The sequence below is a fragment of the Sulfurovum sp. genome, assembly GCF_015493435.1.
In the GTDB taxonomy this organism is placed as follows: domain Bacteria; phylum Campylobacterota; class Campylobacteria; order Campylobacterales; family Sulfurovaceae; genus Sulfurovum.
In genome coordinates this window covers 1-24,086 of sequence record NZ_WGDD01000019.1, presented here as the reverse complement: position 1 = coordinate 24,086, position 24,086 = coordinate 1, and the positions used below count along the sequence as shown (strand labels likewise).

The 24,086-nt window shown below is 44.9% G+C and carries 26 protein-coding genes; 8 read left to right on the top strand and 18 right to left on the bottom strand.

Annotated features, from left to right (window positions below; all coding sequences use genetic code 11):
• Positions 1 to 114 precede the first annotated feature (114 nt).
• Positions 115 to 294 carry a hypothetical protein gene (locus tag F8L24_RS03165; RefSeq protein ID WP_294951666.1) on the top strand — a complete coding sequence of 60 codons (180 nt, stop codon included), beginning with the start codon at positions 115 to 117 and terminating at the stop codon, positions 292 to 294.
• 101 nt (positions 295 to 395) lie between these two features.
• Here F8L24_RS03165 and F8L24_RS03160 read toward each other — a convergent pair whose 3' ends face one another.
• The 3 genes from F8L24_RS03160 to F8L24_RS03150 are packed head-to-tail and all read right to left on the bottom strand — an operon-like array spanning position 396 to position 1,541.
• Positions 396 to 848: a YaiI/YqxD family protein gene (locus tag F8L24_RS03160; protein ID WP_294951664.1), complete on the bottom strand. Its 453-nt coding sequence runs from the start codon at positions 846 to 848 to the stop codon at positions 396 to 398.
• Positions 845 to 1,060 carry a YwbE family protein gene (locus F8L24_RS03155; RefSeq protein ID WP_294951662.1) on the bottom strand — a complete coding sequence of 72 codons (216 nt, stop codon included), beginning with the start codon at positions 1,058 to 1,060 and terminating at the stop codon, positions 845 to 847. Before F8L24_RS03155 ends, F8L24_RS03160 begins: the two co-directional genes overlap by 4 nt.
• Positions 1,044 to 1,541, bottom strand: a complete 498-nt coding sequence (locus F8L24_RS03150; RefSeq protein WP_294951660.1) for a hypothetical protein — start codon at positions 1,539 to 1,541, stop codon at positions 1,044 to 1,046. Before F8L24_RS03150 ends, F8L24_RS03155 begins: the two co-directional genes overlap by 17 nt.
• A 141-nt stretch (positions 1,542 to 1,682) precedes the next feature.
• On the opposite strand from F8L24_RS03150, the gene F8L24_RS03145 reads away from it, so the two are divergent.
• Genes F8L24_RS03145 through F8L24_RS03135 form a run of 3 tightly spaced genes read left to right on the top strand, consistent with a single transcriptional unit; the run spans position 1,683 to position 4,671 of the window.
• On the top strand, positions 1,683 to 3,029 hold the full coding sequence (locus tag F8L24_RS03145) for an AAA family ATPase (protein ID WP_294951658.1): 1,347 nt from the start codon (positions 1,683 to 1,685) through the stop codon (positions 3,027 to 3,029).
• Positions 3,030 to 3,059: 30 nt separating this feature from the next.
• A complete protein-coding gene (locus tag F8L24_RS03140; protein ID WP_294951657.1) occupies positions 3,060 to 3,689 on the top strand; it encodes an RNA methyltransferase in 630 nt (209 codons plus the stop codon).
• 49 nt (positions 3,690 to 3,738) lie between these two features.
• Entirely contained in the window at positions 3,739 to 4,671 is a 933-nt protein-coding gene (locus tag F8L24_RS03135; protein ID WP_294951655.1) for a CHAD domain-containing protein, read from the top strand.
• A gap of 99 nt (positions 4,672 to 4,770) precedes the next feature.
• Here F8L24_RS03135 and F8L24_RS03130 read toward each other — a convergent pair whose 3' ends face one another.
• The 4 genes from F8L24_RS03130 to F8L24_RS03115 all read right to left on the bottom strand — a co-directional run bounded on the left by F8L24_RS03130 (position 4,771) and on the right by F8L24_RS03115 (position 7,280).
• The gene (locus tag F8L24_RS03130) at positions 4,771 to 5,088 is read right to left on the bottom strand and encodes a sulfite:cytochrome C oxidoreductase subunit B (RefSeq protein ID WP_294951653.1); all 318 of its coding nucleotides are present in this window, start codon (positions 5,086 to 5,088) and stop codon (positions 4,771 to 4,773) included.
• Positions 5,089 to 5,099: 11 nt separating this feature from the next.
• Positions 5,100 to 6,305 carry a molybdopterin-dependent oxidoreductase gene (locus F8L24_RS03125; RefSeq protein ID WP_294951652.1) on the bottom strand — a complete coding sequence of 402 codons (1,206 nt, stop codon included), beginning with the start codon at positions 6,303 to 6,305 and terminating at the stop codon, positions 5,100 to 5,102.
• Between the two features lie 175 nt (positions 6,306 to 6,480).
• On the bottom strand, positions 6,481 to 6,846 hold the full coding sequence (locus tag F8L24_RS03120) for an HIT family protein (RefSeq protein ID WP_294951650.1): 366 nt from the start codon (positions 6,844 to 6,846) through the stop codon (positions 6,481 to 6,483).
• Positions 6,846 to 7,280, bottom strand: coding sequence for a Sua5/YciO/YrdC/YwlC family protein (locus tag F8L24_RS03115; RefSeq protein WP_294951648.1), 435 nt, complete (start codon positions 7,278 to 7,280; stop codon positions 6,846 to 6,848). The genes F8L24_RS03120 and F8L24_RS03115 overlap by 1 nt, the downstream gene beginning before the upstream one ends.
• 122 nt (positions 7,281 to 7,402) lie before the next feature.
• On the opposite strand from F8L24_RS03115, the gene F8L24_RS03110 reads away from it, so the two are divergent.
• Together F8L24_RS03110 and F8L24_RS03105 are read left to right on the top strand one after the other, a co-directional pair.
• Positions 7,403 to 7,732 (top strand): TraR/DksA C4-type zinc finger protein, encoded by a 330-nt coding sequence (locus F8L24_RS03110; RefSeq protein ID WP_294951647.1) that lies wholly within the window; start codon positions 7,403 to 7,405, stop codon positions 7,730 to 7,732.
• Positions 7,733 to 7,735: 3 nt separating this feature from the next.
• Positions 7,736 to 8,737 carry a ribonuclease Z gene (locus F8L24_RS03105; protein WP_294951645.1) on the top strand — a complete coding sequence of 334 codons (1,002 nt, stop codon included), beginning with the start codon at positions 7,736 to 7,738 and terminating at the stop codon, positions 8,735 to 8,737.
• Here the strand turns inward: F8L24_RS03105 and carB are convergent.
• From carB to F8L24_RS03055, 10 genes are all read right to left on the bottom strand, one after another.
• Positions 8,725 to 11,994 carry a carbamoyl-phosphate synthase large subunit gene (gene carB, locus F8L24_RS03100; RefSeq protein ID WP_294951643.1) on the bottom strand — a complete coding sequence of 1,090 codons (3,270 nt, stop codon included), beginning with the start codon at positions 11,992 to 11,994 and terminating at the stop codon, positions 8,725 to 8,727. The genes F8L24_RS03105 and carB overlap by 13 nt on opposite strands.
• 74 nt (positions 11,995 to 12,068) lie before the next feature.
• Positions 12,069 to 13,157, bottom strand: a complete 1,089-nt coding sequence (gene mreC, locus F8L24_RS03095) for a rod shape-determining protein MreC (protein WP_294951641.1) — start codon at positions 13,155 to 13,157, stop codon at positions 12,069 to 12,071.
• Positions 13,147 to 14,181 carry a rod shape-determining protein gene (locus tag F8L24_RS03090; protein ID WP_294951639.1) on the bottom strand — a complete coding sequence of 345 codons (1,035 nt, stop codon included), beginning with the start codon at positions 14,179 to 14,181 and terminating at the stop codon, positions 13,147 to 13,149. The genes mreC and F8L24_RS03090 overlap by 11 nt, the downstream gene beginning before the upstream one ends.
• Positions 14,182 to 14,214: 33 nt before the next feature.
• Positions 14,215 to 15,435: an ATP-dependent Clp protease ATP-binding subunit ClpX gene (clpX, locus tag F8L24_RS03085; RefSeq protein WP_294951637.1), complete on the bottom strand. Its 1,221-nt coding sequence runs from the start codon at positions 15,433 to 15,435 to the stop codon at positions 14,215 to 14,217.
• A 4-nt stretch (positions 15,436 to 15,439) separates the two neighbouring features.
• On the bottom strand, positions 15,440 to 16,234 hold the full coding sequence (lpxA, locus tag F8L24_RS03080) for an acyl-ACP--UDP-N-acetylglucosamine O-acyltransferase (protein ID WP_294951635.1): 795 nt from the start codon (positions 16,232 to 16,234) through the stop codon (positions 15,440 to 15,442).
• An 8-nt stretch (positions 16,235 to 16,242) separates the two neighbouring features.
• Positions 16,243 to 16,692 carry a 3-hydroxyacyl-ACP dehydratase FabZ gene (gene fabZ / locus F8L24_RS03075; RefSeq protein ID WP_294951633.1) on the bottom strand — a complete coding sequence of 150 codons (450 nt, stop codon included), beginning with the start codon at positions 16,690 to 16,692 and terminating at the stop codon, positions 16,243 to 16,245.
• Between the two features lie 55 nt (positions 16,693 to 16,747).
• Positions 16,748 to 17,824: an epoxyqueuosine reductase QueH gene (locus F8L24_RS03070; RefSeq protein ID WP_294951631.1), complete on the bottom strand. Its 1,077-nt coding sequence runs from the start codon at positions 17,822 to 17,824 to the stop codon at positions 16,748 to 16,750.
• A gap of 77 nt (positions 17,825 to 17,901) precedes the next feature.
• The gene (gene lpxB / locus F8L24_RS03065) at positions 17,902 to 18,951 is read right to left on the bottom strand and encodes a lipid-A-disaccharide synthase (RefSeq protein WP_294951629.1); all 1,050 of its coding nucleotides are present in this window, start codon (positions 18,949 to 18,951) and stop codon (positions 17,902 to 17,904) included.
• A 121-nt stretch (positions 18,952 to 19,072) separates the two neighbouring features.
• Positions 19,073 to 19,546 (bottom strand): DUF1566 domain-containing protein, encoded by a 474-nt coding sequence (locus tag F8L24_RS03060; protein WP_294951627.1) that lies wholly within the window; start codon positions 19,544 to 19,546, stop codon positions 19,073 to 19,075.
• A gap of 37 nt (positions 19,547 to 19,583) precedes the next feature.
• Positions 19,584 to 20,963, bottom strand: coding sequence for a Na+/H+ antiporter NhaC family protein (locus F8L24_RS03055; protein WP_294951625.1), 1,380 nt, complete (start codon positions 20,961 to 20,963; stop codon positions 19,584 to 19,586).
• A 42-nt stretch (positions 20,964 to 21,005) separates the two neighbouring features.
• Between F8L24_RS03055 and F8L24_RS03050 the strand changes: the two genes are divergently transcribed.
• Positions 21,006 to 21,710, top strand: coding sequence for a hypothetical protein (locus F8L24_RS03050; RefSeq protein ID WP_294951623.1), 705 nt, complete (start codon positions 21,006 to 21,008; stop codon positions 21,708 to 21,710).
• Between the two features lie 58 nt (positions 21,711 to 21,768).
• On the opposite strand, the gene F8L24_RS03045 is transcribed toward F8L24_RS03050, so the two are convergent.
• Entirely contained in the window at positions 21,769 to 22,833 is a 1,065-nt protein-coding gene (locus F8L24_RS03045) for a DUF1214 domain-containing protein (protein WP_294951621.1), read from the bottom strand.
• Positions 22,834 to 23,003: 170 nt separating this feature from the next.
• Here F8L24_RS03045 and F8L24_RS03040 point away from each other — a divergent pair, with 170 nt between their 5' ends.
• Entirely contained in the window at positions 23,004 to 23,927 is a 924-nt protein-coding gene (locus F8L24_RS03040) for a helix-turn-helix domain-containing protein (RefSeq protein WP_294951619.1), read from the top strand.
• Positions 23,928 to 24,086 lie beyond the last annotated feature (159 nt).

The window sequence follows — 24,086 nt, the reverse complement described above, 5'->3', positions numbered from 1 at the left end:
GTTCGACGCGGAAACGAGGAAAAAAAGTGCTATAATCTCTCCACGCTTTTCTATCATCCCATGGATCTTGGTATTATGGTTTATGAGAAAATCTGTTGTTTTGAAGGGATTACCATGCATAAAAGAGAATTAAAGACTTGTCCAAAATGCGGTGAGCATTATTTTGGTGAGGATTGTGTAGGATGTCGGAGTAATCAGTATGCTCATTACGGCAGTGATACTTCAACCAAAAATAAAATACTCATTGCTTTGACTTTTTTAGTCATTGTGGTACTCGTTGTCATTATTACTTAGTGCGGTAATAAGAGTTCATAAAAGGATGATCGATCTGATTAATGGTCTTTTTCATATAGTTCGAAAGTGTAAATTTTTTTTATCTTATTTTATGAAGAGATTTAGGCTGTGTAGTGCTTCGCCAAAAACGCATTGAACTGGTTGGCAAAGGCATGGGCGTCTTTGGGTCCGAAGGCTTTGGGACCGCCTGTTATTTCTCCGCTTTCTCTGATACTCTCCATCAGGTTCCGCATAGCCAGATACTGTTTGATGTTGTCTACACTGTAGAGTTCCCCTCTGTGGTCGATCGCATGGCCTCCCTTGCTGATGATCCGGTCCGCCAGGGGAATGTCTGCGGTGATAACAAGATCACCTTTTTTACATAGCTCGACGATACGGTGGTCCGCCTCGTCCGCTCCCTGATCTACGATGATATATTCGATATATGCCGACTTGCCAATGTTGATCTTCTTGTTGGCAATGACTTTGGTGGGAATGTGCAGGCGTTCGATACTGCGCAGCACAATGGGCTTGAGAAGATTGGGAAAAGCATCGCCGTCGATGAAAAGCGTCACAGTATCTCTTTCACGCGTCCCACTTCACCGGTATTGAGCCGTACTTTGATGCCATGGGGATGGGTAGGGGAGTTGGTGAGGATCTTCTGGACCTTGCCGTAGGTAAGATAGCCCGTACTTTGATCTTCTTTCAACACAACAGCAACATCCACTCCGTACCGGATATTGCTTCTTTTCCTGCCGTCTTTTTCCGCTCTACTGTCTGGGTTCATAGTTCAGTATCTTCTTTACGGTCTCGATGGCACAGAAGAAGAGTGCATCGAAGAGAGGGTTGAGTTTGGTGGTCTCGTCATCTACGCGTTCGAAAGGTTGAAAAAAGAAGCCGGGCCCCTCCTCTTTACGGGCAGGCTTGACGTGAAACACGATCGGTTTGAGTGTCCGGACGAGATTGAGTACTTTTTTGTAACCCTTCTCCTCTTTGGACGGCAGAAGATTGTTCTGTTTGCTCTCGTTAATGCGGGCTTTCCGGAGCAGCTGCAGTTTGTCGTCGAAGATCACTTTATTCCACTTGACCGTTCCAAGCTCAAAAGCAAATTCACGGTTTGCAGCGGTTAAAGGATGAGGTTTTGTTTCCCGGATCGCTTCAATCAAATGCAGGAAAAAGTTCCTGCCACCGAATTTCTCTGCCGCATCGAGAAGCAGTTCATGATAATGCTGTTTTTCTTCGTCACTCAAAGTATTAAAATCACACATAGTTTTCTCTTTATTTAAATTGAGCGTATTATACCCGAATTTGATTTTTCCTATGCTATTCCAGAATTTGGGGTCAAGTCTATAGGCTCATTAGAGGGAATGATATGTTAAAATTAGCCTGAAAAAGAAAAGGAATAAATGATGCCGGCAAAGAAAACAAAAGACAAACCGAAACTTCAAACTTCCAAAATAGGATTTGATGATGTGGTGGGGCACAAGCAGATTAAAAAAAGACTCAGGTCCATCATAAAGATCCTTAATGAGCCTAAAAGGCTGGAAGCATTTGATATTCCCATCCCCAAGGGTATGCTGCTTTACGGGCCGCCGAGCATAGGAAAAAGTATGCTGGCAAAAGCGTTCGTCAAAGAGGCCGGGCTCAGTTATATTGAAATAGCCGGATCGAAACTGTTTGAACTCGACTACATTAAAGAAGTTTATGAGGTGGCATCAAAACATGCACCTTGTGTGGTGATCCTGGAAGATATCGACATCAAAGGTGTGATTCAGGGAACTGTGACCAATGTTTCTTTTGCAGATATCGCCAAAGTCATAGAGTCAGTGGATACGATGGTCTTTACGGTAGCCACTGCGGAAACACTTGAAGATGTCGATCCCGTACTCACCGCACCTCAGAAACTCGATTTTCTTATTGAAGTATCAAAACTTGACAAAGATGCAAGAAAATTCTTTATAGAACGCATACTGAAAAAACCGCATGATCCCAAAATAGATGTTGACCGTATCGTACGCTATATTACCGGCATGAGTGCCATGGAACTTGAAAGACTGGGACGTATGGCCGCGCTGAATGTCATAGAAGAAGATAAAAAGTGGATCACGGAAGAGATCCTCATCGAGCAGATCAATATTATTAAGTACGGACACAAGATCGAGACCCAGATGGTGAAAAACCTTGAAGAAGAGTTGAGAATGACAGCCTATCATGAAGCTGCGCATGCTGTGCTTTCCACGATCCTTCTGCCGCATATCAAGATCGAACAGGTCACGATTTCCCGCCGGAGCAAAATGCTTGGTTTTGTTTCATACAATGCAGAAGATGCCATATCGAATATTACAAAAGAAGAGCTTTTCAATGATGTCTGCGTATTGCTGGCTGGACGTATGTCAAAGATCATAAAGGCCGGAGAAGAAAAAATGGACAGCGGTGCCGTGAATGATCTCTCGCAGGCATCACTGAATATTTATGCGGCGATTAACAATCTTGGTATGGACAAGGAACTGGGTTTGATCAATATTGAGTCCATTGTGCTCCTTGACAGTGATTTTCTCAGTCTCCAAATTGAAAAGAGGTTTTTACACTGGATACATGTTGCCAGGGTACGTACAGAAGATCTGGTGAATGAACACTGGGACAAGATAGAAAAACTGGCACTTCAGCTCATTGACAAAGAGATCGTCGAAGAAGAGGAACTGCTGAAGATCGTAGGCAAAGTGGATACCCATTATCCGATACCTGACACACTGTAAAAACCTATGGGAGCAAACAGCAGTGAGGCAATGAACAGTGACGAACGTCTGGAACGTATGGATGCCATACTTTTGCATAAACAGCCTGCACTGAAGGTCATGCTCGATGATGTCCACAGTTCCCAGAACCTTTCAGCCATTCTTCGTACCTGTGATGGTGTCGGAGTACAGCAGCTTTACTACAGTGCGGCAGAGGACCATGACCTTCGTATCCATAAGACCATCACCCAGGGTGCGCACCGATGGATTGAGCGAATTCGTGTAGGGACGGAAGAAAAAACAGAATTCCTTCAGGAAAAGCAGACTCAGGGATATCAGATCGTAGTGACCCGTTTGGAAGAGCATTCCATCTCTTTCAGAGAAGTGGATTATACGAAACCGACGATCATTGTGATGGGGAACGAGAAAGAAGGTGTTTCTTCCGGTATAGTGGATCTGGCGGATCAAGTGGTCATCATTCCCATGCAGGGCATGGTACAGAGTCTCAATGTCTCTGTTGCCGCAGCCCTCATACTCTATGAAGCCCAGCGTCAGCTGGAGGAGGCCGGCAGGTATGCTGTGCCGCAGCTCTCAGAAGAACAGAGAGAAAAGATCAAATCTGACTGGCTCTATCGTGACAATATAGCAAGGAGAAGCAAGGGGAAGATACCTTTGCCCTGACTGTGCTATAATACATTTGGTACGGTCGACTGACCGCTTGGAGGCAAAGATGAAGCAAATAGGCCAAAAAGAAGAGGCTGTTCCTGTACTCAGAGCTATTCTGAAAGAACTGCTGTCAGATATTTATGCCTACCGTGAACGTGTACTGAAAGAAGCGGATAATGAAGTGCTGCATCAGTTCAGAATTTCTGTGAGACGATCGGTTGTACTGATGGGTGAATTTTCATTCCTCGATGGGAGCGGCCGTCTTCCGAAGCACAGAAAAGCACTGAAAACACTCATCAGTATCAGCAATACCAAACGTGACCTTGATGTACTGTATGGGCGTATCTGCAGCTTGAATTCCAAACCGGGGGAGAACATCGAAGCACGGCTTCTTTTAAAGGAAAGGTTGGAAAAGATGCTTCAGGAGGAGCACAGGATGATTATGGAATATCTTCTGAGTGAAATCTGTAACGGTATTTTACACTCATGGGAATCCTGTCTGTCCGAAAAATATGTCAATACGGCTTCAGAGGAGGGTAGCACGACAATAAAAGAACTTTCTGACAGGGTGATTTACGGGCGTTTTCTGAAGATAAAAAAACAGATAAAGCTTCTTGACAGGAAGAGAGACAGTATAGAAAAGAAGTTGCACACTCTGCGTATTTCATACAAGAAGCTGCGTTATCTGCTCGAAACATTTGCGTGTTTGTATCAGAAAAAGAAGATGCAAAAACGTCTCAAAGAAATGAAAAAGATCCAAAATGTACTGGGTGCCTACCATGACAGTTATCAGCAGGCGATGCTGTTGGCAAAACTGCAGCAGAATGAAAAGAATGAGATACTGCGTAGCTATATCGCAAGGATTTTGCAGCCCGATCTGAAAAGGTATCAGAAAAAAGAGATCGAAAAGATCAAAAAGCAGTTAAAAAAGTTTCGCAGAAAAGAGAAGCGCTACAGAAAACTTTTTCACAGCAATACCGGAATGTTGCAGAAATGATCTCCTGTATGTTCGAATCAGGGAAAGAAGTATCGGATCTGAAAATTTGGAAGAGACGGGAGCATATCGGAACCAAGGTCCCGATGCAGAAGGAAAGGGTTATTTCTCTTTCCCGTTTCCGTAGTGTGTGAAGAGGTAGTTTTCGATGATTTTTGCATCTTTGTCCGTAATAGGTGCTTTGAAATGAACGATCATCTTTTGTATTTTGCCTTTCCAGAATGCTCTGGACTGTCTTCCCTGGTTGATAATGTAGCCAAAAGAATGGCACATCAGACAGTTTGCCTGGACTGTTTCAAATCCTTTGCCCATTTTGACAGGGAAGGCAACATAAGGAACTTCAATTTTCTCTTTGACCTGTGCCATCATCGGTGTGGCGGCAAGCAGTGTAGTTAAAATTATTTTTTTTATTATAGTCATTCCTCGATCCTTTATACGACTTCTACTGTAATGACATCGATACCGTTGTATTTGTAACCGCCGTGGTTCCATTTGATATCTTTTGAAAGCGGCTGCTCTTCACCGAGTTTGTTGATCGCTTTAGCCATGATTTCCAGTTTCCCAAGCTTGTCCGGTCTGAAACTGTAGCGGAATGTTCTGTAGGCATAACGTCCGAGTTTACCGCTGTCAAGCAACGATTTATCCCAGGTCTTTCCACCGTCAAGCGAGATCAGAACATCCTTGATACCTGCACCCCCGTCAAAGGCAACACCGCGTATGACAGCCTGTGACTTCAGTGTCAACTTTGCACCGTTTAACGGATAGCCGATGACTGATTTGACATTCATCCTGTAGATAGGTTTTGTTTTAGGGAATAACTTTTCAGGTGTTTCGCATTCACATTCATTGTCCGGTACAACATAGGCATGATCCATGAAAAAGAGATTCTGATATTTATCCGAAACAGTGATGTTGTCGATCATTTTGATCCAGCTGTCTGAATAAACGCCCGGAACAACAAGCCTCACAGGGAAGCCGTTTAAGTAAGGCAAGTCTTCGCCATTCATCTGGTACGCGATGATCACGTGGTCATCGAGTTCATCGAGGTGAAGCTCACGGATAAAGTTGGGCGTTTCGTAATAGGCAGCCTTTTCGCTTCCCTGTACGGCAAGCCATTCGGCCCCTTTTTTGACACCGGCTCTGTCAAGGATGTCACGCAGTCTGACCCCTTTCCACTGTGCACATCCCATGGCACCGCTTCCCCACTGGATACCTCCGGCAGTCGGTGTAAAGGCAGACCGGCTGTTACCACCGCACTGAAGCACGGCAGTGACTTCGACCTGCTCATAGTCCTCTTTGAGTTCTTTGAGGGAGATCTTGAGTTCTTTCTTGACCATACCGTTGACAGAAATGGTGAATTTGTCCATATCGATATAGGTAGGGATATCCGGCATATGCCAGCGCACGAAGAATTGGTCGTTGGGTGTCAGTGCACACGTAAAAACATTCTGTGGGGTTTCAAGCAGAGGCGGTCTGTCAGAATAAGTGATGAGAGGACGCTTTTCAGGAAAGGCGATATCCATTATTTTTCTATTGTTATTGGGCTGATGGGTCACACCCGCTTCAAGCGCAGATGTCCCTAAGGCTGCTGCACCCGCAGTCACAGCAGCTTTTTTGAAAAAGTCTCTTCTTTCCATAAAATACCTTTTTGGGAGATGGTTATAATCGAAATGTCCGATTATTAATCAGACTATTATGCTGTTTGAATGCTTAATAGAGCCTGAAATGAGGAGTGTATACGGATCATTTCCAAAGGAAGGAAATAAAATGGGTTCATAAGTAACATTGAACACTTTTTTATATGAGTTAAATTTACTTGAACAAGTTTTCCAGTTTCAGACAGAAACTTTCGAAAGAAGGAAGTTTTAGACTGCTTTCTCTCTGTTTCGTACCCCACATCGGTTCCGGGAAATGACTGTCTTCTTTAAAACGGGCCATGATATGCCAGTGGACATGGGGCACATAATTCCCGAAAGAAGCGATATTGATCTTGTCAGGTGTAAAGTAAGTGATCATTTCTTTTTCAATGATGTCAAGCAGCGAATAAATTTCAAGTCTGGTCTCGACAGGGACTTCGCTCATTTCTTTATAGGGGTATTGGGTAAATATTTTGAGCCAGGGAATTTCGCTTGTCTCCGTTTCAATCCGTATCGTCCGGTTTTCATAAATAACAGCCATCAGCGTATCCTTTTCAGCGTAGTATTGTTCAGTTGGTATATCTTGGATGCCTGTCCGTCCGAACAGAGCGGTGTAATGATGATATCAGCAGAGGTTTTGGCAAAACTTTCACTATAGGCATGCCCGCTGACATTGGCAGAAGTAGTATAGGCCCATTTGAGACGGTCAAGCAGCAGCAGGTGATGTTTCTCCCGTACCACACGGTATGAATGGCCGTCAGGCATGATAAAAGTCGTTTTTCCGGCTCTTCTCAGTCTCTTTTTATGGATAGAAGGGACACGTGTAAAGTATTTGAGTGTATCCAGTGAATTGACTGCTTTAATGTAATATTTATGGGGAGGTCTCTGTTTTAATTTCGTCAGTTTCTCTGCATTCCGGGAGACAAAGCCTATGGTGGTATCTGTTTGTGTCAGAAAGACTTTTTCTTTTAGCACGGTTTCTCCATTATGATTATGATTTATCCAATAAGTATATCAGAAAGAAAAACAATTTAGAGGTATTTAGATCGTAAAATTTGTATGAACGTGATATAATTGTCAGTAAAAAGGAATATGAAATGCAAAAAAGAAATGATCTTGATCTTGAAAAGTTTAAAGCACTGCTCCAGGAAAAGCAGGAAAAGCTTGAAGAAAATATTGCAAGGCTGAGAAGAGAGCTGGCAGTAAAAACGGAAAGAGGCGGAAATGATCTTGAAGATGTGGCGGAAACGACCCGTATAAAAGAAGAAGATTCAGCGCTCCTTGAACAACAGCAGCATGAATTAGGCGAAGTACAGCATGCTTTGGAAAAGATCGGATACGGCACTTACGGCATATGTGAAAAAACATTGGAGCCGATCCCGGTTGAACGACTCAAAGCAAATCCGGCTGCAAGATATAAAGTATAGCATTTGCGGCTGATATTTTTCGGGACAAGTGCCGGAAAGCCGACCAAAGAGAGAAATGTTTCTGCACTCGGTCTGGTATTTGACCAGGATAACCAGTGGTATCTGTTTGACTGCGGAGAGGCAACGCAGCACCAGATCATGCGTAGCAGGCTCTCTGTCGGCAAGCTCAGTACCATTTTTATCACCCATCTGCACGGCGATCATTATTACGGACTTCCCGGTCTTCTTTCTACCAAAACACTGGATAAAGCACTTAGACCCTTAACACTTTACGGTCCTGAAGGGATCAGGAAATTTGTCCAGTGCGCACTGGATACGTCATTCGAACATCTCGGATATAAATTGAAAATCGTAGAATTTAAAGCAGGGGAGACCTTTGTTTTTGACAAATGCAGAATAAAGGTACTTCCGCTTGTGCATTCCATTGAGAGCTACGCTTTTTATATCAGGGAAAACGATATAGGCAACAGACTTGATGAGGCGGCATTGAGGGCTGAAGGGATGAAGCCTTCCGTACTCTACGGTGAATTGAAAAAAGGAAGAAGTGTCATGTTTCAGGGAAAGAAATTTCATGCTAAAAATTTCATGCTCGATCCCATACCGGGACGAACCCTGATCATTGCAGGAGACAACAGTGAACCGGATATTTTGGGAAACTGTCTTGATGCGCTTGACCTGCTTGTCCATGAATGTACCTATACACAGAAAGTGTACGATACCTTAAAAGTAAAAGTCTTGCATACTACTGCAAAAATACTTGGAGAAACTGCCCAAAAACGGCAGGTCAAAAATCTTATTGCTACCCATATTGCCCCACGTTACAACAACAAGGGAACAGAAAATACCGACCTGATTTACAGAGAGATAAGGGAAAACTACAAAGGCGTACTGTTTATAGCAGAAGATTTTGATGAATACTGTCTGGGAAGAGACAAAGTTCTGAAAAAGATACGATGCCGTACTGCCATGCCCGCGGAGATCGCGGGATGCCATCAGGACAAATAGTCCTGAAGTGCTTTTGGATCAAGACAGCCGTCCTGTTCTTTGAGTTCCTTGATAGCAAGGGCAGTGGCTCGTGCTGCGGCTATGGTGGTAAAGTAGGCAACATTGTTGGCAAGGACCGACTGGCGGATGGTTTTTGCATCTGCTTTGCTTGCTTTGTTGTCACTGGTATTGATCGCAAGGGCGATCTCTTCATTTTTGATCATATCGTCAATATTGGGGCGGCCTTCCGAGATCTTGAGAACTTTGGTTGAAGGAATGCCTGCCTCCTCAAGTGCGGCATGTGTTCCTGAAGTCGCTACGATCTCAAAGCCGAGATCTGTGAACATTTTCCCGATCTCACCGGCATGCGGTTTATCGATTTCAGTCAGAGAGATGAAGAGTTTCCCTTCACGGGGAATATTGTTTTTGGATGCAAACTGGGATTTGGCAAAACTCATACCGAAGTTGTCGGAAATACCCATGACTTCACCGGTTGATTTCATTTCCGGTCCGAGAATGAGGTCGGAGCCGGGCAGTTTGTTGAACGGGAATACCGCTTCTTTGACTGCCACATGGCCTTTGAGGTTCGGTTCCATGATCTTCTTGCCAAAATTGACGACATTGAAGGTATCGTAGTATTTCAGTGCTTCTTTCAGGTTGCCCTGGACCATGACTCTTGTGGCTACTTTTGCCAAAGGGACACCGGTTGCCTTTGAAACGAACGGTACGGTTCTTGAAGCTCTCGGATTTACTTCGATCAGGTAAATCTCACCCCGGTAGATGGCATACTGGATGTTGAGCAGACCTATGACACCGAGCCCAAGTGCGATCCTGGCTGTCTGGTCTTTGACTTCGGCAATCAGTTCATCCGAAATGGAAACAGGAGGCAGGGAACAGGCCGAGTCACCTGAGTGGATCCCCGCTTCTTCAATATGCTGCATGACTGAACCGATATAGACATCGGTACCGTCACAGATCGCATCAACATCCAGTTCGATGGCATTGTCAAGAAATTTGTCGATCAGTACCGGCGCATCATTGGAGACAGAAACAGCTTCGTCCATATATTCTCTCAATTCCGCATCATTGTAAACTGTTCTCATCCCGCGTCCGCCAAGTACGAAACTCGGGCGCACCAGTACCGGGTAACCGATACGGTTCGCGATCGTCATCGCTTCATCTTTTGCAAAGGCCGTACCGTTATTCGGCTGTTTGAGTCCCAGTTCATTGATGAAGTTGGAGAAGAGTTCCCTGTCTTCTGCAAGGTCGATCACTTTTGCTGAAGTTCCGGAAATTTTTGCACCGATTGCTGTCAGGTTCTTCGCCAGTTTCAAGGGTGTCTGTCCTCCGAAATGCACGATGACCCCGTCCGGCTTTTCGAGTTCTATGACATTGCGTACATGTTCAAAATCGATCGGTTCAAAATAAAGAATATCGGACGTATCGTAGTCTGTAGAAACTGTTTCAGGGTTACAGTTGTACATAATGGACGTGATCCCCATGTCTTCAAGTGCGAATGACGCGTGGACACAGCAGTAGTCAAATTCGATACCCTGGCCGATGCGGTTCGGACCGCCGCCTATGACCAGAACCTTACGCTTATTGGAGTCTTGTTCTTCTATCGTTGAGCGTGGGGGAAGTTTGGTGATGTTCGTTGTAGAATAGAGGTAGGGTGTCAATGCCTTGAACTCTGCAGCACAGGTATCCACTTCATTGTATTCCAGTACAATATCCAGTTTTTCTCTGGCATTGTATACATCGTTCTCCGTAAGTTTGAGACCCTCTTTTTTGTTGATCACTTCAGCGATCATGGCATCAGAGAAGCCTTCGGACTTGACTTCTCTGAGTCGCTCGGCATCGGAGAGCAGGGCGATATCCATCTCTTTTTCCCGCTGGGCCAATTCTTCAAGCTGGTAAAGGAACCATCTGTCTATTTTACACAGGTCAAAAACGGCATCGATACTCATACCGCGTCTGAATCCTTCAAAGACATAAAGCATTCTTTTTTCATTGGAGCGGCGGATCTCCCGTACAAGCGTTTCACCGTCACATTTGATTTCGTTAAATCCGGTGAGCCCTGTTTCAAGCGAACAGAGTGCTTTCTGGAAAGACTCTTTAAAGGTTCTTCCCATACTCATTACTTCTCCGACCGATTTCATGGCCGTGGTCAGTGTCGAATCTGCCAATGGGAATTTTTCGAAAGTAAACCGCGGCAGTTTGGTCACGATATAATCGATGACCGGTTCAAAGGAAGCGGGTGTACCTGTAATGTCGTTGGTGATCTCGTCAAGTGTAAATCCGACAGCAAGCAGTGTCGCCACTTTGGCAATGGGATACCCGGTTGCTTTGGATGCCAGGGCAGAAGAACGGCTGACCCGCGGATTCATTTCAATGACGATCATACGGCCGCTATCGGGATTGATGGAGAACTGTACGTTTGATCCGCCGGTATCGACACCGACTTCTCTCAGGATCTTGAAAGAGGCATCTCTCATATGCTGGTATTCTTTGTCGGTCAGTGTAAGGGCAGGGGCAATGGTAATGGAGTCACCGGTATGTACGCCCATCGGGTCGAAGTTCTCGATGGAACATACGATAATGCAGTTGTCCGCTCTGTCACGAATGACCTCCATCTCATACTCTTTCCATCCAAGCAGGGATTCTTCAATGAGGATCTCTGAAATGGGAGAAGCTTCAAGTCCTCCTTGGACGATCTCCTTGAACTCATCCATGTTGTAGGCAACACCGGAACCGCCGCCAGCGAGCGTATAGGAGGCACGGATGATCAGCGGAAAGCCGATATTCTTTGCTGCATCCAGGGCTTCATCCATATTGTAGGCATACTGCGAAATGGGAAGATCCATCCCTATTTTGAGCATGGCTTCTTTGAATTCCTGTCTGTCCTCGCCTTTTTTAATGGCAGCAGGGTTGGCACCGAGAAATTCGACATTTTCGAGCATGCCTTTGTCGTGCATACTCATAGCAACGTTTAATGCGGTCTGTCCACCCATGGTAGGAAGAATGGCATCAACATTCTCTTTCTTGATGATCTTGGAGATCACTTCTTCATTGATGGGTTCTATGTAGGTTCTATGGGCAAATTCAGGGTCGGTCATGATGGTGGCAGGGTTGGAGTTGATCAGTACAACACGGTAACCAAGCTCTTTGAGTGTTTTGGCTGCCTGCGTTCCTGAATAGTCGAACTCACAGGCTTGCCCGATGACAATAGGTCCTGAACCGATCAGTAGAATAGTTTTGATGTCTTCGCGTTTTGGCATGGAGAAAAGGCCTTTATTTTTAGTTTAAGATTATACTACACAAGGGTAAAAACCGCCCTTAAAAAAGGGTAGGTTTAGAAGAGATCCAAACTTTCCGCCGCACGTTTTTTCTTTTTGTGAATGATATGTTTTTTGACAGGCTTGGGCTCGGTGTGAGGTTCCTGGGGTACTTCGGGTTCTATGACATCCGGCTGTGTCTGGTCAATACGTGCGGGAATACTTGAAATGACAGGTACACTGAGGTTTCCTTCGCTCAGCCTGGTGTCTTCTGTGGTGTTGAGGTCAGAAAGTGCGATCGTTCCGTTTGTCTCTGTGGCATTCAGGTCTGTTGGCTGAATACACTCTTTTTCTTCGGGTATCTTCGTGAGAAATCGGTCAAAATTTCTGGCAAGTGTTGCTTTGGGATCATTGATCAGGAAGAAAGTCTTTGGATGGAATACATCACTGTAGGTTTTAATGTACGCGACTTTGTAGGCACTCTGTGTTTCGACTTTGGAAACGATTCCCACAGGTACATTGGCAAAGAAAATATTGTCAAGGCCGCTTGTAACGACTTTGTCCCCTTCTTTTATTTTATGCCATTTCGGAATAAATTTGACGACCATTTCATTTTTGCTCATACCAATGGCAATACCCGGTGCATAGTTCTTTCCTATGAAAACAGAAAAACGGCATTTGCTGTCAGAAGTGAGGTAGCCGTAAAGCTGGTTGTTTTTTACCATAGCTACACCGGCTGCCACCGTTCCCTGTATCAGTCCGTAAAGTTTGCCTTTATGTATGCCTTTGGGTTTGGTCAGAATAATTTGTGTAAAACTGTTAAGTTTGACATAGGAGATGGTTTCTGTAATGGAAATATTGTGGGCAGGAAGTTTTTTGAGCTGCGGCAGTACATCATAAATATCTTTGACCTGTTTGATATAATGTGTCTGCTCAAGCAGACGTTTACGCAAAATACGGTTCTCCCGGCTCAGTTTTTCAATGGATTCTTTCTGAAAGATATAACTGTGGCTTTTGTCTTCAATGTTTTGTGTGAAGTGTTTGTATTTCTGTTTGACAGGATTGATGGCACCAAGCAGTACATCCATGATGTGTTCATCATTTTTTGTCAGTAATCCTGCCAGCACAGCCAGCAGAATAATAATAATGATGATTCTAGTCTTCATATGCCATTTGTTGTAAAATGTCTAATTCATCCAGTGCTTTGCCCGTACCTTTTGCAACGGCAAGCAGCGGATCTTCTGCGATATAGACAGGGAGTTTTACAATATCGGAAAGGTATTTGTCCAATCCTCTGATCAGGGCACCGCCCCCTGTGAGCACGATACCGTTCTCAACAATATCACCGGCAAGTTCCGGAGGGGTCTGTTCCAGAACGATTTTGAGTGCATCTGCAATCTCTTCGAGAGAGTCCTTTATCGCTTCGCGGAGATGTTCCGAAGTGATCTCGGTGGAAGTCAGGCTTCCCTCTATCTGGTCTCTGCCCCGTACAACAGTTGAAAGTTCTTCTTCCAGCGGTATGGCTGTACCGATCTTTATTTTGAGTTCTTCCGCAATACGGTCACCGATAAGCAGGTTGAAGTTCTTTTTGACATAATCAACGATGGACTGGTCAAGGTGGTCTCCCGCAATACGGATCGATTTACTCAACACCAGGCCGCCAAGAGAGACTACGCCGATCTCTGTAGTACCTCCGCCGATATCGACGACAAGGTTACCGTTGGGATCTTTGACCGGAATACCCGCACCGATCGCAGCCGCCATCGGTTCTTCTATAAGGTACACGTACCGTGCTCCGGCATTCTCTGCGGAATCTTTTACCGCCCGCCGTTCAACCTGTGTCAAACCGTAGGGAACACAGATAATGATACGCGGTGAGAACCAGCCTTTTCTTTTGTGTGCTTTTTCGATGAAATAGCGGATCATCATTTCGGTGACTTCAAAATCGGCAATGACTCCGTCTTTCATAGGACGGATCGCTTTAATGTTGCCCGGTGTCTTACCGACCATATCTTTGGCTTCCTGTCCCACAGCAAGGATACGCTGTTGTCCATGCTTGTCGAACTGTATGGCGACCACGGAAGGTTCATTGATGCTGATTCCCTGCCCCTTGACAAGTACGAGTGTGTTTGCTGTTCCCAGGTCAATCGCAAGATCGTTGGAGAACAGACCTAATACTTTTTTAAACATAGTGTATTATCCTTTCTTTTACAGTAGCAGTTTTTATGCTGTTTTTTTATTTTTTATATAGAGCGGCTGAGCACCGTTTTCCACTACTTCTTCCGTGATGACCACTTCATAACCGGCAAGATCAGGCAGCTCATACATAATATCGAGCAGGATTTCTTCAAGGATAGAGCGTAAACCTCTTGCCCCGGTTTTCCTGTCAATCGCTTTTTGTGCGATCAGTGCAAGCGCATTTTCATCAAAAGTGAGTTTGACATCATCGATTTCAAAAAGTTTCTGGTACTGTTTGACCAATGCATTCTTCGGTTCTACCAAAATACGAACCATATCTTCTTTTGATATTTTACCTAATGTGGCCAAAACATGCAAACGCCCGATCAGCTCCGGGATCAATCCGTAGGAAACGAGATCGTCTGCTTCAACCAGATGCATCATGTTCTCTTCCTCGGATTTTGAACGCTTCTCCTGACCGAAACCGAGCGTATTCCCGCCGAGTCTTCGTTTCAAAATATCGTCGAGTCCGTCAAAAGCACCTCCGCAAATGAAGAGAATGTTGGAAGTATCGATCTGGATGAAGTCCTGGTTGGGATGTTTTCTTCCGCCTTTGGGCGGAATATTCACAACAGATCCCTCAATGAGTTTGAGCAGTGCCTGCTGTACGCCTTCTCCTGAAACATCACGGGTAATGGAACGGTTCTCTCCCATACGTGCTATCTTGTCGATTTCATCGATAAAAACGATGCCCTGTTCGGCACGCTTCGGGTCACCGTCAGCTTCCATAAGCAGTTTGGTAAGGATGTTTTCTACATCTTCTCCTACATAGCCGGCTTCAGTCAGGTTTGTTGCATCCGCAATGGCGATAGGCACATTCAGGAAGCGGGCAATGGTCTGTGCCAAAAGTGTTTTCCCCGATCCTGTAGGTCCTATCAGCAGTACATTCGATTTGGCGAGCTGTGTATCATCTTCGACAATGTTTCTGAAAATACGTTTATAGTGATTATAGACTGCGACAGCAAGTGTTTTTTTTGCACCTTCCTGCCCGATGATGTATTCATCGAGTATAGCATTGATCTCTTTGGGGGTATAGAGTGTCACTGCATCATGTTCGGTCATTTCTGCTTCCTGCTCCTCTTCTCCGAAAAGGATCTTGTAGGCGGAAATGACACAGTTTGAACAGATATAGGCATTTTCACCCGCTATGAGAGGATTTTCTTCACTCTCCTGTACTCCGCAGAAGCTGCATGCTTTGATTGACATTGGTTTATCCTCTTGTTTCTATTTTCCGTGTGAACGGTATGCCTCTTTTGGAGGTCTTGATAAATGTGCACAGGTGCTTTACTTTTTCAGAACTGCTCTCTTCAAAAAGTCTTTGGGCAACATCCTGCAATGCCTGTCCTTCTTCGAAGAGTTCTCGGTAAGCGGCTTTGAGTGCATTGATCTCATTGCGTTCGATATGTCTGCGCAAGCCGGTCAGGTTCAGCCCCCTGAGTGTAGCCCGGTTTCCCTCTGCCAGACAGTAGGGCGGTATGTCCTGTGCAAGGGCACTCGCTCCGCCTATCATGGCAAAATCCCCGATATGTACGAACTGGTGGATCGGGGTCAGGCCGCCGATGACCACATTGTTCCCCAGTTCGACATGCCCTGCCAGTGTTGCGGCATTGGCCAGGATACAGTTGTCACCCAGAATAACATCATGTCCGAGATGGACATATCCCATCAGAAGATTGCCGTTACCGATCCTGGTGACAGAACCGCCGCCTTTGGTACCCGGGTTGAGCAGGGTAAATTCACGGATGGTATTGTTGTCACCGATGATCAGCTCCACGTCTTCCCCTGAAAACTTAAGATCCTGGGGAATCGTACCGATGGCAGTATGGGAGAAAATACGGTTGTTCTTTCCAATGCTCGTGCGTCCTTCGATGACAGCGTGAGAAGCAATGGAAGTATCGTCGCCGATGGTCACCTGTGCACCGATATAGGCAAAAGGACCGACAGAGACATTCTCTCCCAGGATCGCACCGTCTTCAATGATGGCTGTAGGATGGATGTTGGACATCAACAGGCCTATTTGTCCACGATCATGGCTTTGAGTTCAGCCTCGGCAACCAGTTTGTCATCCACATAGGCTTTGGCATCAAGCTGCCAGATGGCACCTTTGTTCTTGATAACGTTCAATTTGTAGACCAGCTGGTCCCCCGGTGTGACAGGAGAGCGGAATTTCGCTTTGTCAATGCTCATGAAATAGACCACTTTGTTCGCAATCTCCTCCTGTGTGGCATTGTCCATACTTTCAAAAGCCAGTACGCCGCCTGCCTGTGCCATACCTTCGATGATCATGACACCGGGATAGATGGGATGGTCAGGGAAGTGCCCCTGGAATACCGGCTCGGAAATAGAAACATTTTTATAGGCTTCTATGTGCGTACCTTTTTCGAGTTTGCTGATTCGGTCGACCAGAAGGAAAGGATACCGGTGCGGAAGGATTTTTTGAATTTCAACGACATTATAAACCATGTAGAACCTTTAGAAAAAATTCTCTTATTTTATCGAAAAAAGAGTAAAAAACGGGTTAACGGATCAGAACCTCCCTGACATCGCTGTATACCTCGCTTTGACAAAGTATCTCTATCTTGTTGGAAGGGATCTTTTCAACAACAAGAATAGCGGAAAGGTCATAGGGAGACAGACCCAGATCGGTACGTATAGACACTTCTCTTTCAAAGTCCAAAGGAGAGAATATCAGCTCTGTGATACTGCTGTAGCGGCTTTTTAAAAGCCTGTTGTATGTTTCGAGAGTGATGAATTTTACTTCGTCCCTGTTCATGTGGTGCAGCTCTCCCGTCGTGTATTCTATTTTCCCTCTGCTGTATTCTCCTTTGAGTGTGGAATAGGGCAGAAAATGTGCGGCTACCACTTCTTTTCGTACACGCAGGAATCCCGTTTTCAAACGCCAGTTGAGAAAACGCTGTTTGACGATCCGGTGGGGTACCTGTTCTTCTTCAAGCTTCCAGCGCTCCTCATACATTGCTATGCGTTCTTCGATGGATTCAGGCTGTATCTGCCCTGAGACGGGCAGAAAAAGCTCATCGGCAAGTTTCTTTTGCTGATCGCGCTGCATCGTAAGCCCGAAAAGGCATCCGCAGTAATCCTGGCGGTAGAGGGCGTCTTCTTTGGCCAAAATGTTCTGCTCCTGTGTTCCCGAAGCTTTCCTGTAGTCCGGTGCAATAAATTCGATACCGAATTTTTCAGCCAGTATATTGCCTGCATACTGCAGCTGTTTGAGCGATTTTTTGGGAGAGGTCAGCAGTGTGGAGGTAAAGATGCGTTCTCCCAGCTCACTTGCTTTTTGTGCAGAAACTTCGAAGCGCCTGTCAAAACAGACCGAACAGCGCGCACCTTTTTCAGGTTCATGTTCCAGCCCGCGAACAGCTTCCAGCCATTTTTCCACATCGTATTGACCCTCTATAAGGTCGATACCGAGCATTTTGCAGCTTCTTTTGACATCGAGCAGCCGCAGATAGTATTCGGAATAGGGGTGGATATTGGGGTCATAGAAAAAACCGGTGAGCTTCTCGTCAGGATAGTCCGCCTGCAGTTTCTGAAGGAAGTAGTGGCTGTCAACGGAACAGCAGATGTGTACGAGCATATGAACCTCTTTGGGTGGATTGGTAGAGTGCTGTGTTCTCACAGCACCATTTTTGGGTGCCGTCAGGGGACAGCATCCTATGATTGCATGATGATCTTCGCGACATTCTCCGAACTTCCGTGCCCGAGATACTCCCTGAGCTCTTTGGCTTTTGCGGCGAATTTTTTTCGGTCAGTATTGTAGTACTCTTTGAGCAGATTGTCAACCGTAACTTCTTCCTGCAGCAGTTCGTTGTGCAGGGTCGTGTGATTGTCGTGCGCGAGAATGATGTTCGCCAGGCCGATCTGTGTGATACCCAGTACTTTGAAAGCGATGAAATAGTCAATTTTTTTTGCAATATAGGCAAGGGTGAAAGGGGTGCCTATGAGCGCGGCTTCCAGTGTCGCCGTACCCGAACAGATAAAAGCGAATTCCGAACGTCTGAGTGCTTCATGTGTATCGCGTACGATTTCAAATTCCCTGTTGCCCCGGTAGAGTTTGGCGATTTTGTCCCTGCTGAACGAAGGCGGTATGACAAGCAGCGGTCTGATACCATTGCCCAGCTTTCGTCTAAGCTCAAGGAAAACAGGCATCAGACGGCTGATCTCCGCTTTACGGCTTCCGGGCATGAAGGCAATGCATCCTTTTGTCTCTTTTTCATGGCGCACGACATCGATCTCGTCGAGCAGCGGATGGCCGACATATTGTGCCTTACCGCTGCTGTAGTAGCCAATCTCGAAAGGAAGGATACCCAATAGGCGGTCGCAGTACTTTTCCAGTTTCTTCACACGTTTGGGACGGCTTGCCCATACCTGGGGGAGAATATAGTAAATGATCTCCTTGTCAGGGTATGCCGTTTTGAGTTTTTTGGCCAGCGGCAGATTGAAGCCCGAACCATCCATCAGAAGGACTTTATCTGCCTCTTTTGCCAGTGCGACCATTTCGTCGGCTACCTTGAAGAACCAGCGCAGTTTTTTGAGGGCATCCACCACCCCCATGATCGCCATTTGTGAAATGTCATACAGGGGTGTGCCGTTCTCAATGTGCTTGTCAAAGATACCCATGAGTTCAACATCCTGTGTGTGCCTGAGTACTTCTTTGAGATGAAGGTTGGCAGAAGGTTCCAAAGCGGAGACGAGGAGTTTCATACGTATATACTTCCTATGATGAATTGCCGTATTCTATCATAACTTCAGTGGGTGTATCTTGCAAATTTCCCGGTTTTTTTTGGAAATACTGTAAAAGATACAGCTGCCTGTCAGGAAAGGATCACTTTTCCCTGCCGACGCAAATCGCATAGAATTTCTTGTTCATATCGGCAACGAAGTATCTTCCCAGATCGAAATCGAAATACCATGCTTCATCGCTTCTGTCTTTGGTCAAGGACCAGTAGATGCCCTTTTGGATATTTTTGAAAGCATGTTTGACCGTGATGTCCCGGCGCGAGAGTTCGAGCAGGGAACGCATCTCCTCTTTGCTGGGAAGCTGCCATTTCGTATAGCCGAGGTAGTCCATCTTTTCGCAATACCTGACCGCATCGGCATAGGTCATCTTTGTGGAGGGTTTCGCGTCATAGTAGAATTTTTTCTCTTTTCTGTCCAGTACGATCTGCTGTTTGTCATTTCTGACGAAATTGGTATCAACATGGCCTTTTCCATGCGTGTAGGCAAAACTGAAATCAGGCCAGAATCCGCCCTCAAGTGTGGCGAGGCAGAGTGAAAACAGTATCAATATGGTTTTCATGTCAGGCTCCTTTGGGTATTTACTTGGTGTAGTAACATTATACCAGTATCCATCCCGCAAGCAGAAAGGCCAAGGTTGAAAGCATACCTCCTATCAGCGCATAGGGCAGCTGTGTGCGTACATGTTCCACATGGTCGCAGCCGGCTGCCATGGAAGAAATGATGGTCGTATCGGAGATGGGGGAGGCATGGTCTCCGAAGATACCGCCGGAGATAACCGCGGCGATGACCAGAGGAATGTCCAGTCCCATTGTCGCCCCCAGTGCCAAACCTATAGGCATCATGATGGAGAAGGTTCCCCAGCTGGTACCGGTGGAAAAAGCAGTAATCGCCGACACAATGAAGATCAGCATTGGAATGAATACCGGTGAAATATTGCCGCTGAGCAGATCGGCCAGGTATGCCGCGGTACCTAGGTCGCCGATGACCTTGCCTATGAAGATGGCAAAGAGCAGTATCATCGTGACAGGTATCATTTCTCCCAGGCCGAGATAAAAGCTTTTGAAGAAAGCTTTGTGGGAGATGAGCTTGCCAGGGATGAAGTAAAGATAGATGAAAAAAAGTGTCACGATAACTGCATAATAGACCGATGTAGAGCCTGAACCTTTGAAGATGTCTCCTTTGCCGGTAATGTAAAGTGTTACGGGGACGGAGACAACCATGACTATCAGGGGAAGGAGCATAGGCCAGGGAGTCTTTTTGATCTTCTCATTTACGCTGCCAGGGTGGTAGGGCTTTGGAATACTGTGTTTTAGGGGGCCGATCTCCCATTTAAAGTAAATGACTCCCAAAACGATCAGCAGTGTAAAGATGGCATAGAAGTTGTAGGGGATGGAAGAGACGAGCAGAGAGACAGGGTCGCCGCTGATGACTTTGGATTCCACGGCTGTGATGATCAGTCCCAGGAGCAGGGCACCCCAGCCGTTCATGGGGATCAGCGAACAGATGGGTGCGGAGGTGGAGTCACAGATGTAGGCGAGCTTTTCACGGCTGACACCATGCTTGTCACAGAGAGGCTTTGCCACGGTTCCGGCAACAAGTGAAGTGATGGACGATTCGATGAAAATGATGACACCGATGACATAGGCAAGCATCATGGCACCGGTAGGGGAGTCTATCTTTTTGGCTTTCCGGCTGAGATAGGCTACAAAGCTGTCTACCGCGCCGCTGTCCGTCAACAGTCGCATAATGGCACCCACCAGGAGCATAAAAAGCAGTGTCTTTGTGATCCATCCTTCGGCAAAAAGAGCAATGATGCCGTCAAAAAGCGCCACGAAAGCAGTGAACGGATTGTATCCGCTAAGTACCAAAAGACCGGCAAAGATCCCTCCGACGAGTGAAACGATGACATCTTTTGTTATAATGGCCAAAAAGATCGTCAGCAGGGGTATCGCGATAGAAATGATTCCGTATTCCATAAAAGTACCTGAAAATTTAATGTATAGAAGGATTATAACACAATGAAAAAGATTTTACTTGGATGTTTGTTGTTTGCTGCAACACTGCAGGCAAACCTGCCTGACACGAAGCAGTTGATCGTGGTAACGGCAAAGAACTGGTCTACACCGAACGGTACGCTCCAGCGGTATGAAAAAAAAGGCACAAAATGGCATAGAGTGGGCAAAGCCGTTTCTGTCAAACTGGGAAGGAACGGCCTGGGCTGGGGCCGAGGACTGCATCACATTCCCAAAGATGCGAAGATCATCAAAAAAGAGGGTGACGGCAAAGCACCGGCGGGTATCTTCACGCTCAAGCAGGCTTTCGGCTATCGGCCTTTTGCCGTAAAGTATCCCTACCGTGTCTATAAAGAGACGGATCACTGTGTGGACGATGTCCATTCAAAGTTCTACAACAAGATCGTCGACAGTACAAAGATCAGAGTCGACTACACAAGCAAAGAACATATGAAGTTTCCCAAAAACTACTACAAATACGGTGTTGTGGTCAACCATAACCACATAGATGAAAAAGGTGCCGTTCCCGGCGCGGGGTCGTGTATCTTCCTGCATATCAAAAAGGTACCGACGGCCGGATGTACGGTTATGAGTGAAAATGAAATGAAAGAGATCATCCGCTGGCTGGATGCAGACAAGCATCCGCTTTTGGTCCAGGGACCGGAGAATGTGGTGAAAAAGCTGGGAAGAAGCCTGAAGATTTTCCCTTAGGCCCGCTTTTTGACGTAAAAGGTCTGTCTATTCGCCATTCTGATGCGAATAGAGAGACTTATTTCATAAACTCTTTTGTCATCTTTCCAGTGATTGCATCTATATGTTTAAATGTTTCATCCGGGTTTTTAGGAGAATATGCTCTCATAACACCTGTCCAAAATTTACCTCTTGGCGTTCTCACAACATTTTTAAGACCCTTTACCGGTTCACCGGATGCCAGGAAGTTAACGGTATAGCTTCCGTCTTTGTTTGGAACCATGTTGTCGGAGTTGATAGCATAATTAATAGTAGCGATATACCCATCTTGATTATAGATTGTAAAAGAAAAGAATCCTTTTTCTCCATATTTTAAATCTGGTTTTTTAAAGGTGATCGCTTGTCTGTCTCCTTTACCGGTAAAGGAAGAATAACAGGCGAAATCTTTTGATAAAATACCCCAACCAATAGCAATAACTACTCTTGCAGCATCCGGATTTCTATCTTTCATTGTTCCTGCACCATTTTTTACAACATCTTTCTGAGGTTTTAATGCAAAGTCTTTTAAAATTTTATATTTTACTTTATCCATTGTAGAAAAGTCATAATTTACTGAGGGAACATATGGTTCAGAAGAGTGATAGGTAATTGAAATATTATCTTGTGCCTCATGGGCTTTTTTCATCATTTCTTTTTTTGGAAGATTTCTTAACAATCCGGTTCTGACAATGATATATGCATGATGACCAACGGTTAGCATACTTTCATCAAGTTTAATGGTTCCTTTCCCTGTTATTGAAGCGATTTGGCTATGATTTGGGTCTAATACCAAGATATTTTGAAAACCTGCATACTTTTTTGAAGAGACAGTAGCGCCACCTTTTACATCAAGGATGACTCTTTCATAAAGCGTATCTTCATTCATTCTAATGACATCTTGTGTATCAGCATTGGTTAATTCTCTCATGGGTGTGATAATATTTACTTTATTATCTGTTTTTGCCAACTCTTTTAAATACGCTCTTACTGAATCCGCATGTATAAAATTCTCTTTCGTGATAACAACACCTTTGGCATAAGCCATGTTTGTAAGCCCAAGAAGGGAAACAGCTACTACTGTAAGTAGTAATTTAAATATTTTCATATTTTTCCTTTAAATTAAAATATGGAGCATAGTAGCATAATAAAAAAACATTATCTATCACAAAAGCGTAAATAGGATAAAATGTTTAAATGAGAAGTAAAAAAAATGTTGAAACGGTAAAACTTTAAGAGGGGATGTCTCTTCAAAAAGAATTTGACAATTATAGGGATATGGCAAAACATGCTGTAGAGTGGACACTGTTATGCACTTACGAACTCAAACCAAACTCTCTTAATGGTAACTACAGGATACTCTCTTTGCCCAATATTCAAATCAGCTATTCACATTTTTATGGTTCGCTCATGCATGACTATATTGTTCCTGCAGATACCATCAACTTCACTGTCATACCATTGATCTCTGATAAAGCCTGTATTAATGAAATGAAACTCAAAACAGATATGATTGCCATCAATGATGACAAAAAGCCGTACACACTGATGTTCAATGATGAAGTAAAATTCCTTGATGTCAGTCTTAAAAAATCTGCATATGCTTCACTTTATGAGAGACTGGCCCCTGCAGTCGATACCTATTTTATAGATACAGATAAAAAGATGGCTTCTTTGCTTATGCATATTTTAGATACCTATAGTGAAGGCGAAGCAGCGCTTACCCTGCAAACAAGCATGAAGATTGAAGCTCAGATCGTAGATACGATGATGCATATTTTAGATGCACAGGAGGCCAATGTACCTCGTTTTACCAAATCTGAGAAGACAGCACTTGCCATACGACAACAGTTTTTCGACCATATGGATGCCCCTGTCAATATTGCTTCCTTATCAGTGAAACATCAAATAAGTGAGAAAAGTCTGCAAAACGCCTTTAAATCACTTTTTGGTTTTACCCCCAAGCTATTTTTCAGACTTACCAAACTCAATATGGTACATCATGAACTGATCCAATCCAATGTCAAAGAGGTATCTGTCATGAGAGTGGCACAAAAATGGGGCTTTAGACATATGGGTAAGTTTTCAAAATACTATACTGAGCTCTTTGGAGAAAACCCTTCCGTAACCTTAAGAACTGTCGCTCCGATGATCGATGGAATGAGTGAACATTGTGTGGTGAGGAGAGAAGAGATAGTTTAAGGAGATCCAGTCTGTGGAGTAATATGGGTTACTGTCATATGTATGATTTTTAAAGATATTCTTTTTTTCATGAAAAATATGCTTCATCATCAAAACACTCTGTAAAAGAGTGTTTCAAGCATAAAGCAGAAAAGCGTTATTTCAGCTTTCCGCTGACAT

Bases quoted from the DNA above. Each gene is read 5' to 3' on its own strand.
- F8L24_RS03120 (WP_294951650.1), bottom strand. From the start codon at position 6,846: ATGGCTGTTATTTATGAAAACCGGACGATACGGATTGAAACGGAGACA.
- F8L24_RS03150 (WP_294951660.1), bottom strand. From the start codon at position 1,541: ATGTGTGATTTTAATACTTTGAGTGACGAAGAAAAACAGCATTATCAT.
- F8L24_RS03090 (WP_294951639.1), bottom strand. From the start codon at position 14,181: ATGTTTAAAAAAGTATTAGGTCTGTTCTCCAACGATCTTGCGATTGAC.
- F8L24_RS03050 (WP_294951623.1), top strand. From the start codon at position 21,006: ATGAAAAAGATTTTACTTGGATGTTTGTTGTTTGCTGCAACACTGCAG.
- F8L24_RS03110 (WP_294951647.1), top strand. From the start codon at position 7,403: ATGCAAAAAAGAAATGATCTTGATCTTGAAAAGTTTAAAGCACTGCTC.
- mreC (WP_294951641.1), bottom strand. From the start codon at position 13,157: ATGAAGACTAGAATCATCATTATTATTATTCTGCTGGCTGTGCTGGCA.
- lpxA (WP_294951635.1), bottom strand. From the start codon at position 16,234: ATGTCCAACATCCATCCTACAGCCATCATTGAAGACGGTGCGATCCTG.
- fabZ (WP_294951633.1), bottom strand. From the start codon at position 16,692: ATGGTTTATAATGTCGTTGAAATTCAAAAAATCCTTCCGCACCGGTAT.
- F8L24_RS03040 (WP_294951619.1), top strand. From the start codon at position 23,004: ATGGCAAAACATGCTGTAGAGTGGACACTGTTATGCACTTACGAACTC.
- F8L24_RS03140 (WP_294951657.1), top strand. From the start codon at position 3,060: ATGAACAGTGACGAACGTCTGGAACGTATGGATGCCATACTTTTGCAT.
- F8L24_RS03135 (WP_294951655.1), top strand. From the start codon at position 3,739: ATGAAGCAAATAGGCCAAAAAGAAGAGGCTGTTCCTGTACTCAGAGCT.
- F8L24_RS03055 (WP_294951625.1), bottom strand. From the start codon at position 20,963: ATGGAATACGGAATCATTTCTATCGCGATACCCCTGCTGACGATCTTT.
- F8L24_RS03165 (WP_294951666.1), top strand. From the start codon at position 115: ATGCATAAAAGAGAATTAAAGACTTGTCCAAAATGCGGTGAGCATTAT.
- F8L24_RS03130 (WP_294951653.1), bottom strand. From the start codon at position 5,088: ATGACTATAATAAAAAAAATAATTTTAACTACACTGCTTGCCGCCACA.
- lpxB (WP_294951629.1), bottom strand. From the start codon at position 18,951: ATGAAACTCCTCGTCTCCGCTTTGGAACCTTCTGCCAACCTTCATCTC.
- F8L24_RS03125 (WP_294951652.1), bottom strand. From the start codon at position 6,305: ATGGAAAGAAGAGACTTTTTCAAAAAAGCTGCTGTGACTGCGGGTGCA.
- F8L24_RS03145 (WP_294951658.1), top strand. From the start codon at position 1,683: ATGCCGGCAAAGAAAACAAAAGACAAACCGAAACTTCAAACTTCCAAA.
- carB (WP_294951643.1), bottom strand. From the start codon at position 11,994: ATGCCAAAACGCGAAGACATCAAAACTATTCTACTGATCGGTTCAGGA.
- clpX (WP_294951637.1), bottom strand. From the start codon at position 15,435: ATGTCAATCAAAGCATGCAGCTTCTGCGGAGTACAGGAGAGTGAAGAA.
- F8L24_RS03045 (WP_294951621.1), bottom strand. From the start codon at position 22,833: ATGAAAATATTTAAATTACTACTTACAGTAGTAGCTGTTTCCCTTCTT.
- F8L24_RS03155 (WP_294951662.1), bottom strand. From the start codon at position 1,060: ATGAACCCAGACAGTAGAGCGGAAAAAGACGGCAGGAAAAGAAGCAAT.
- F8L24_RS03060 (WP_294951627.1), bottom strand. From the start codon at position 19,546: ATGAAAACCATATTGATACTGTTTTCACTCTGCCTCGCCACACTTGAG.
- F8L24_RS03070 (WP_294951631.1), bottom strand. From the start codon at position 17,824: ATGCTCGTACACATCTGCTGTTCCGTTGACAGCCACTACTTCCTTCAG.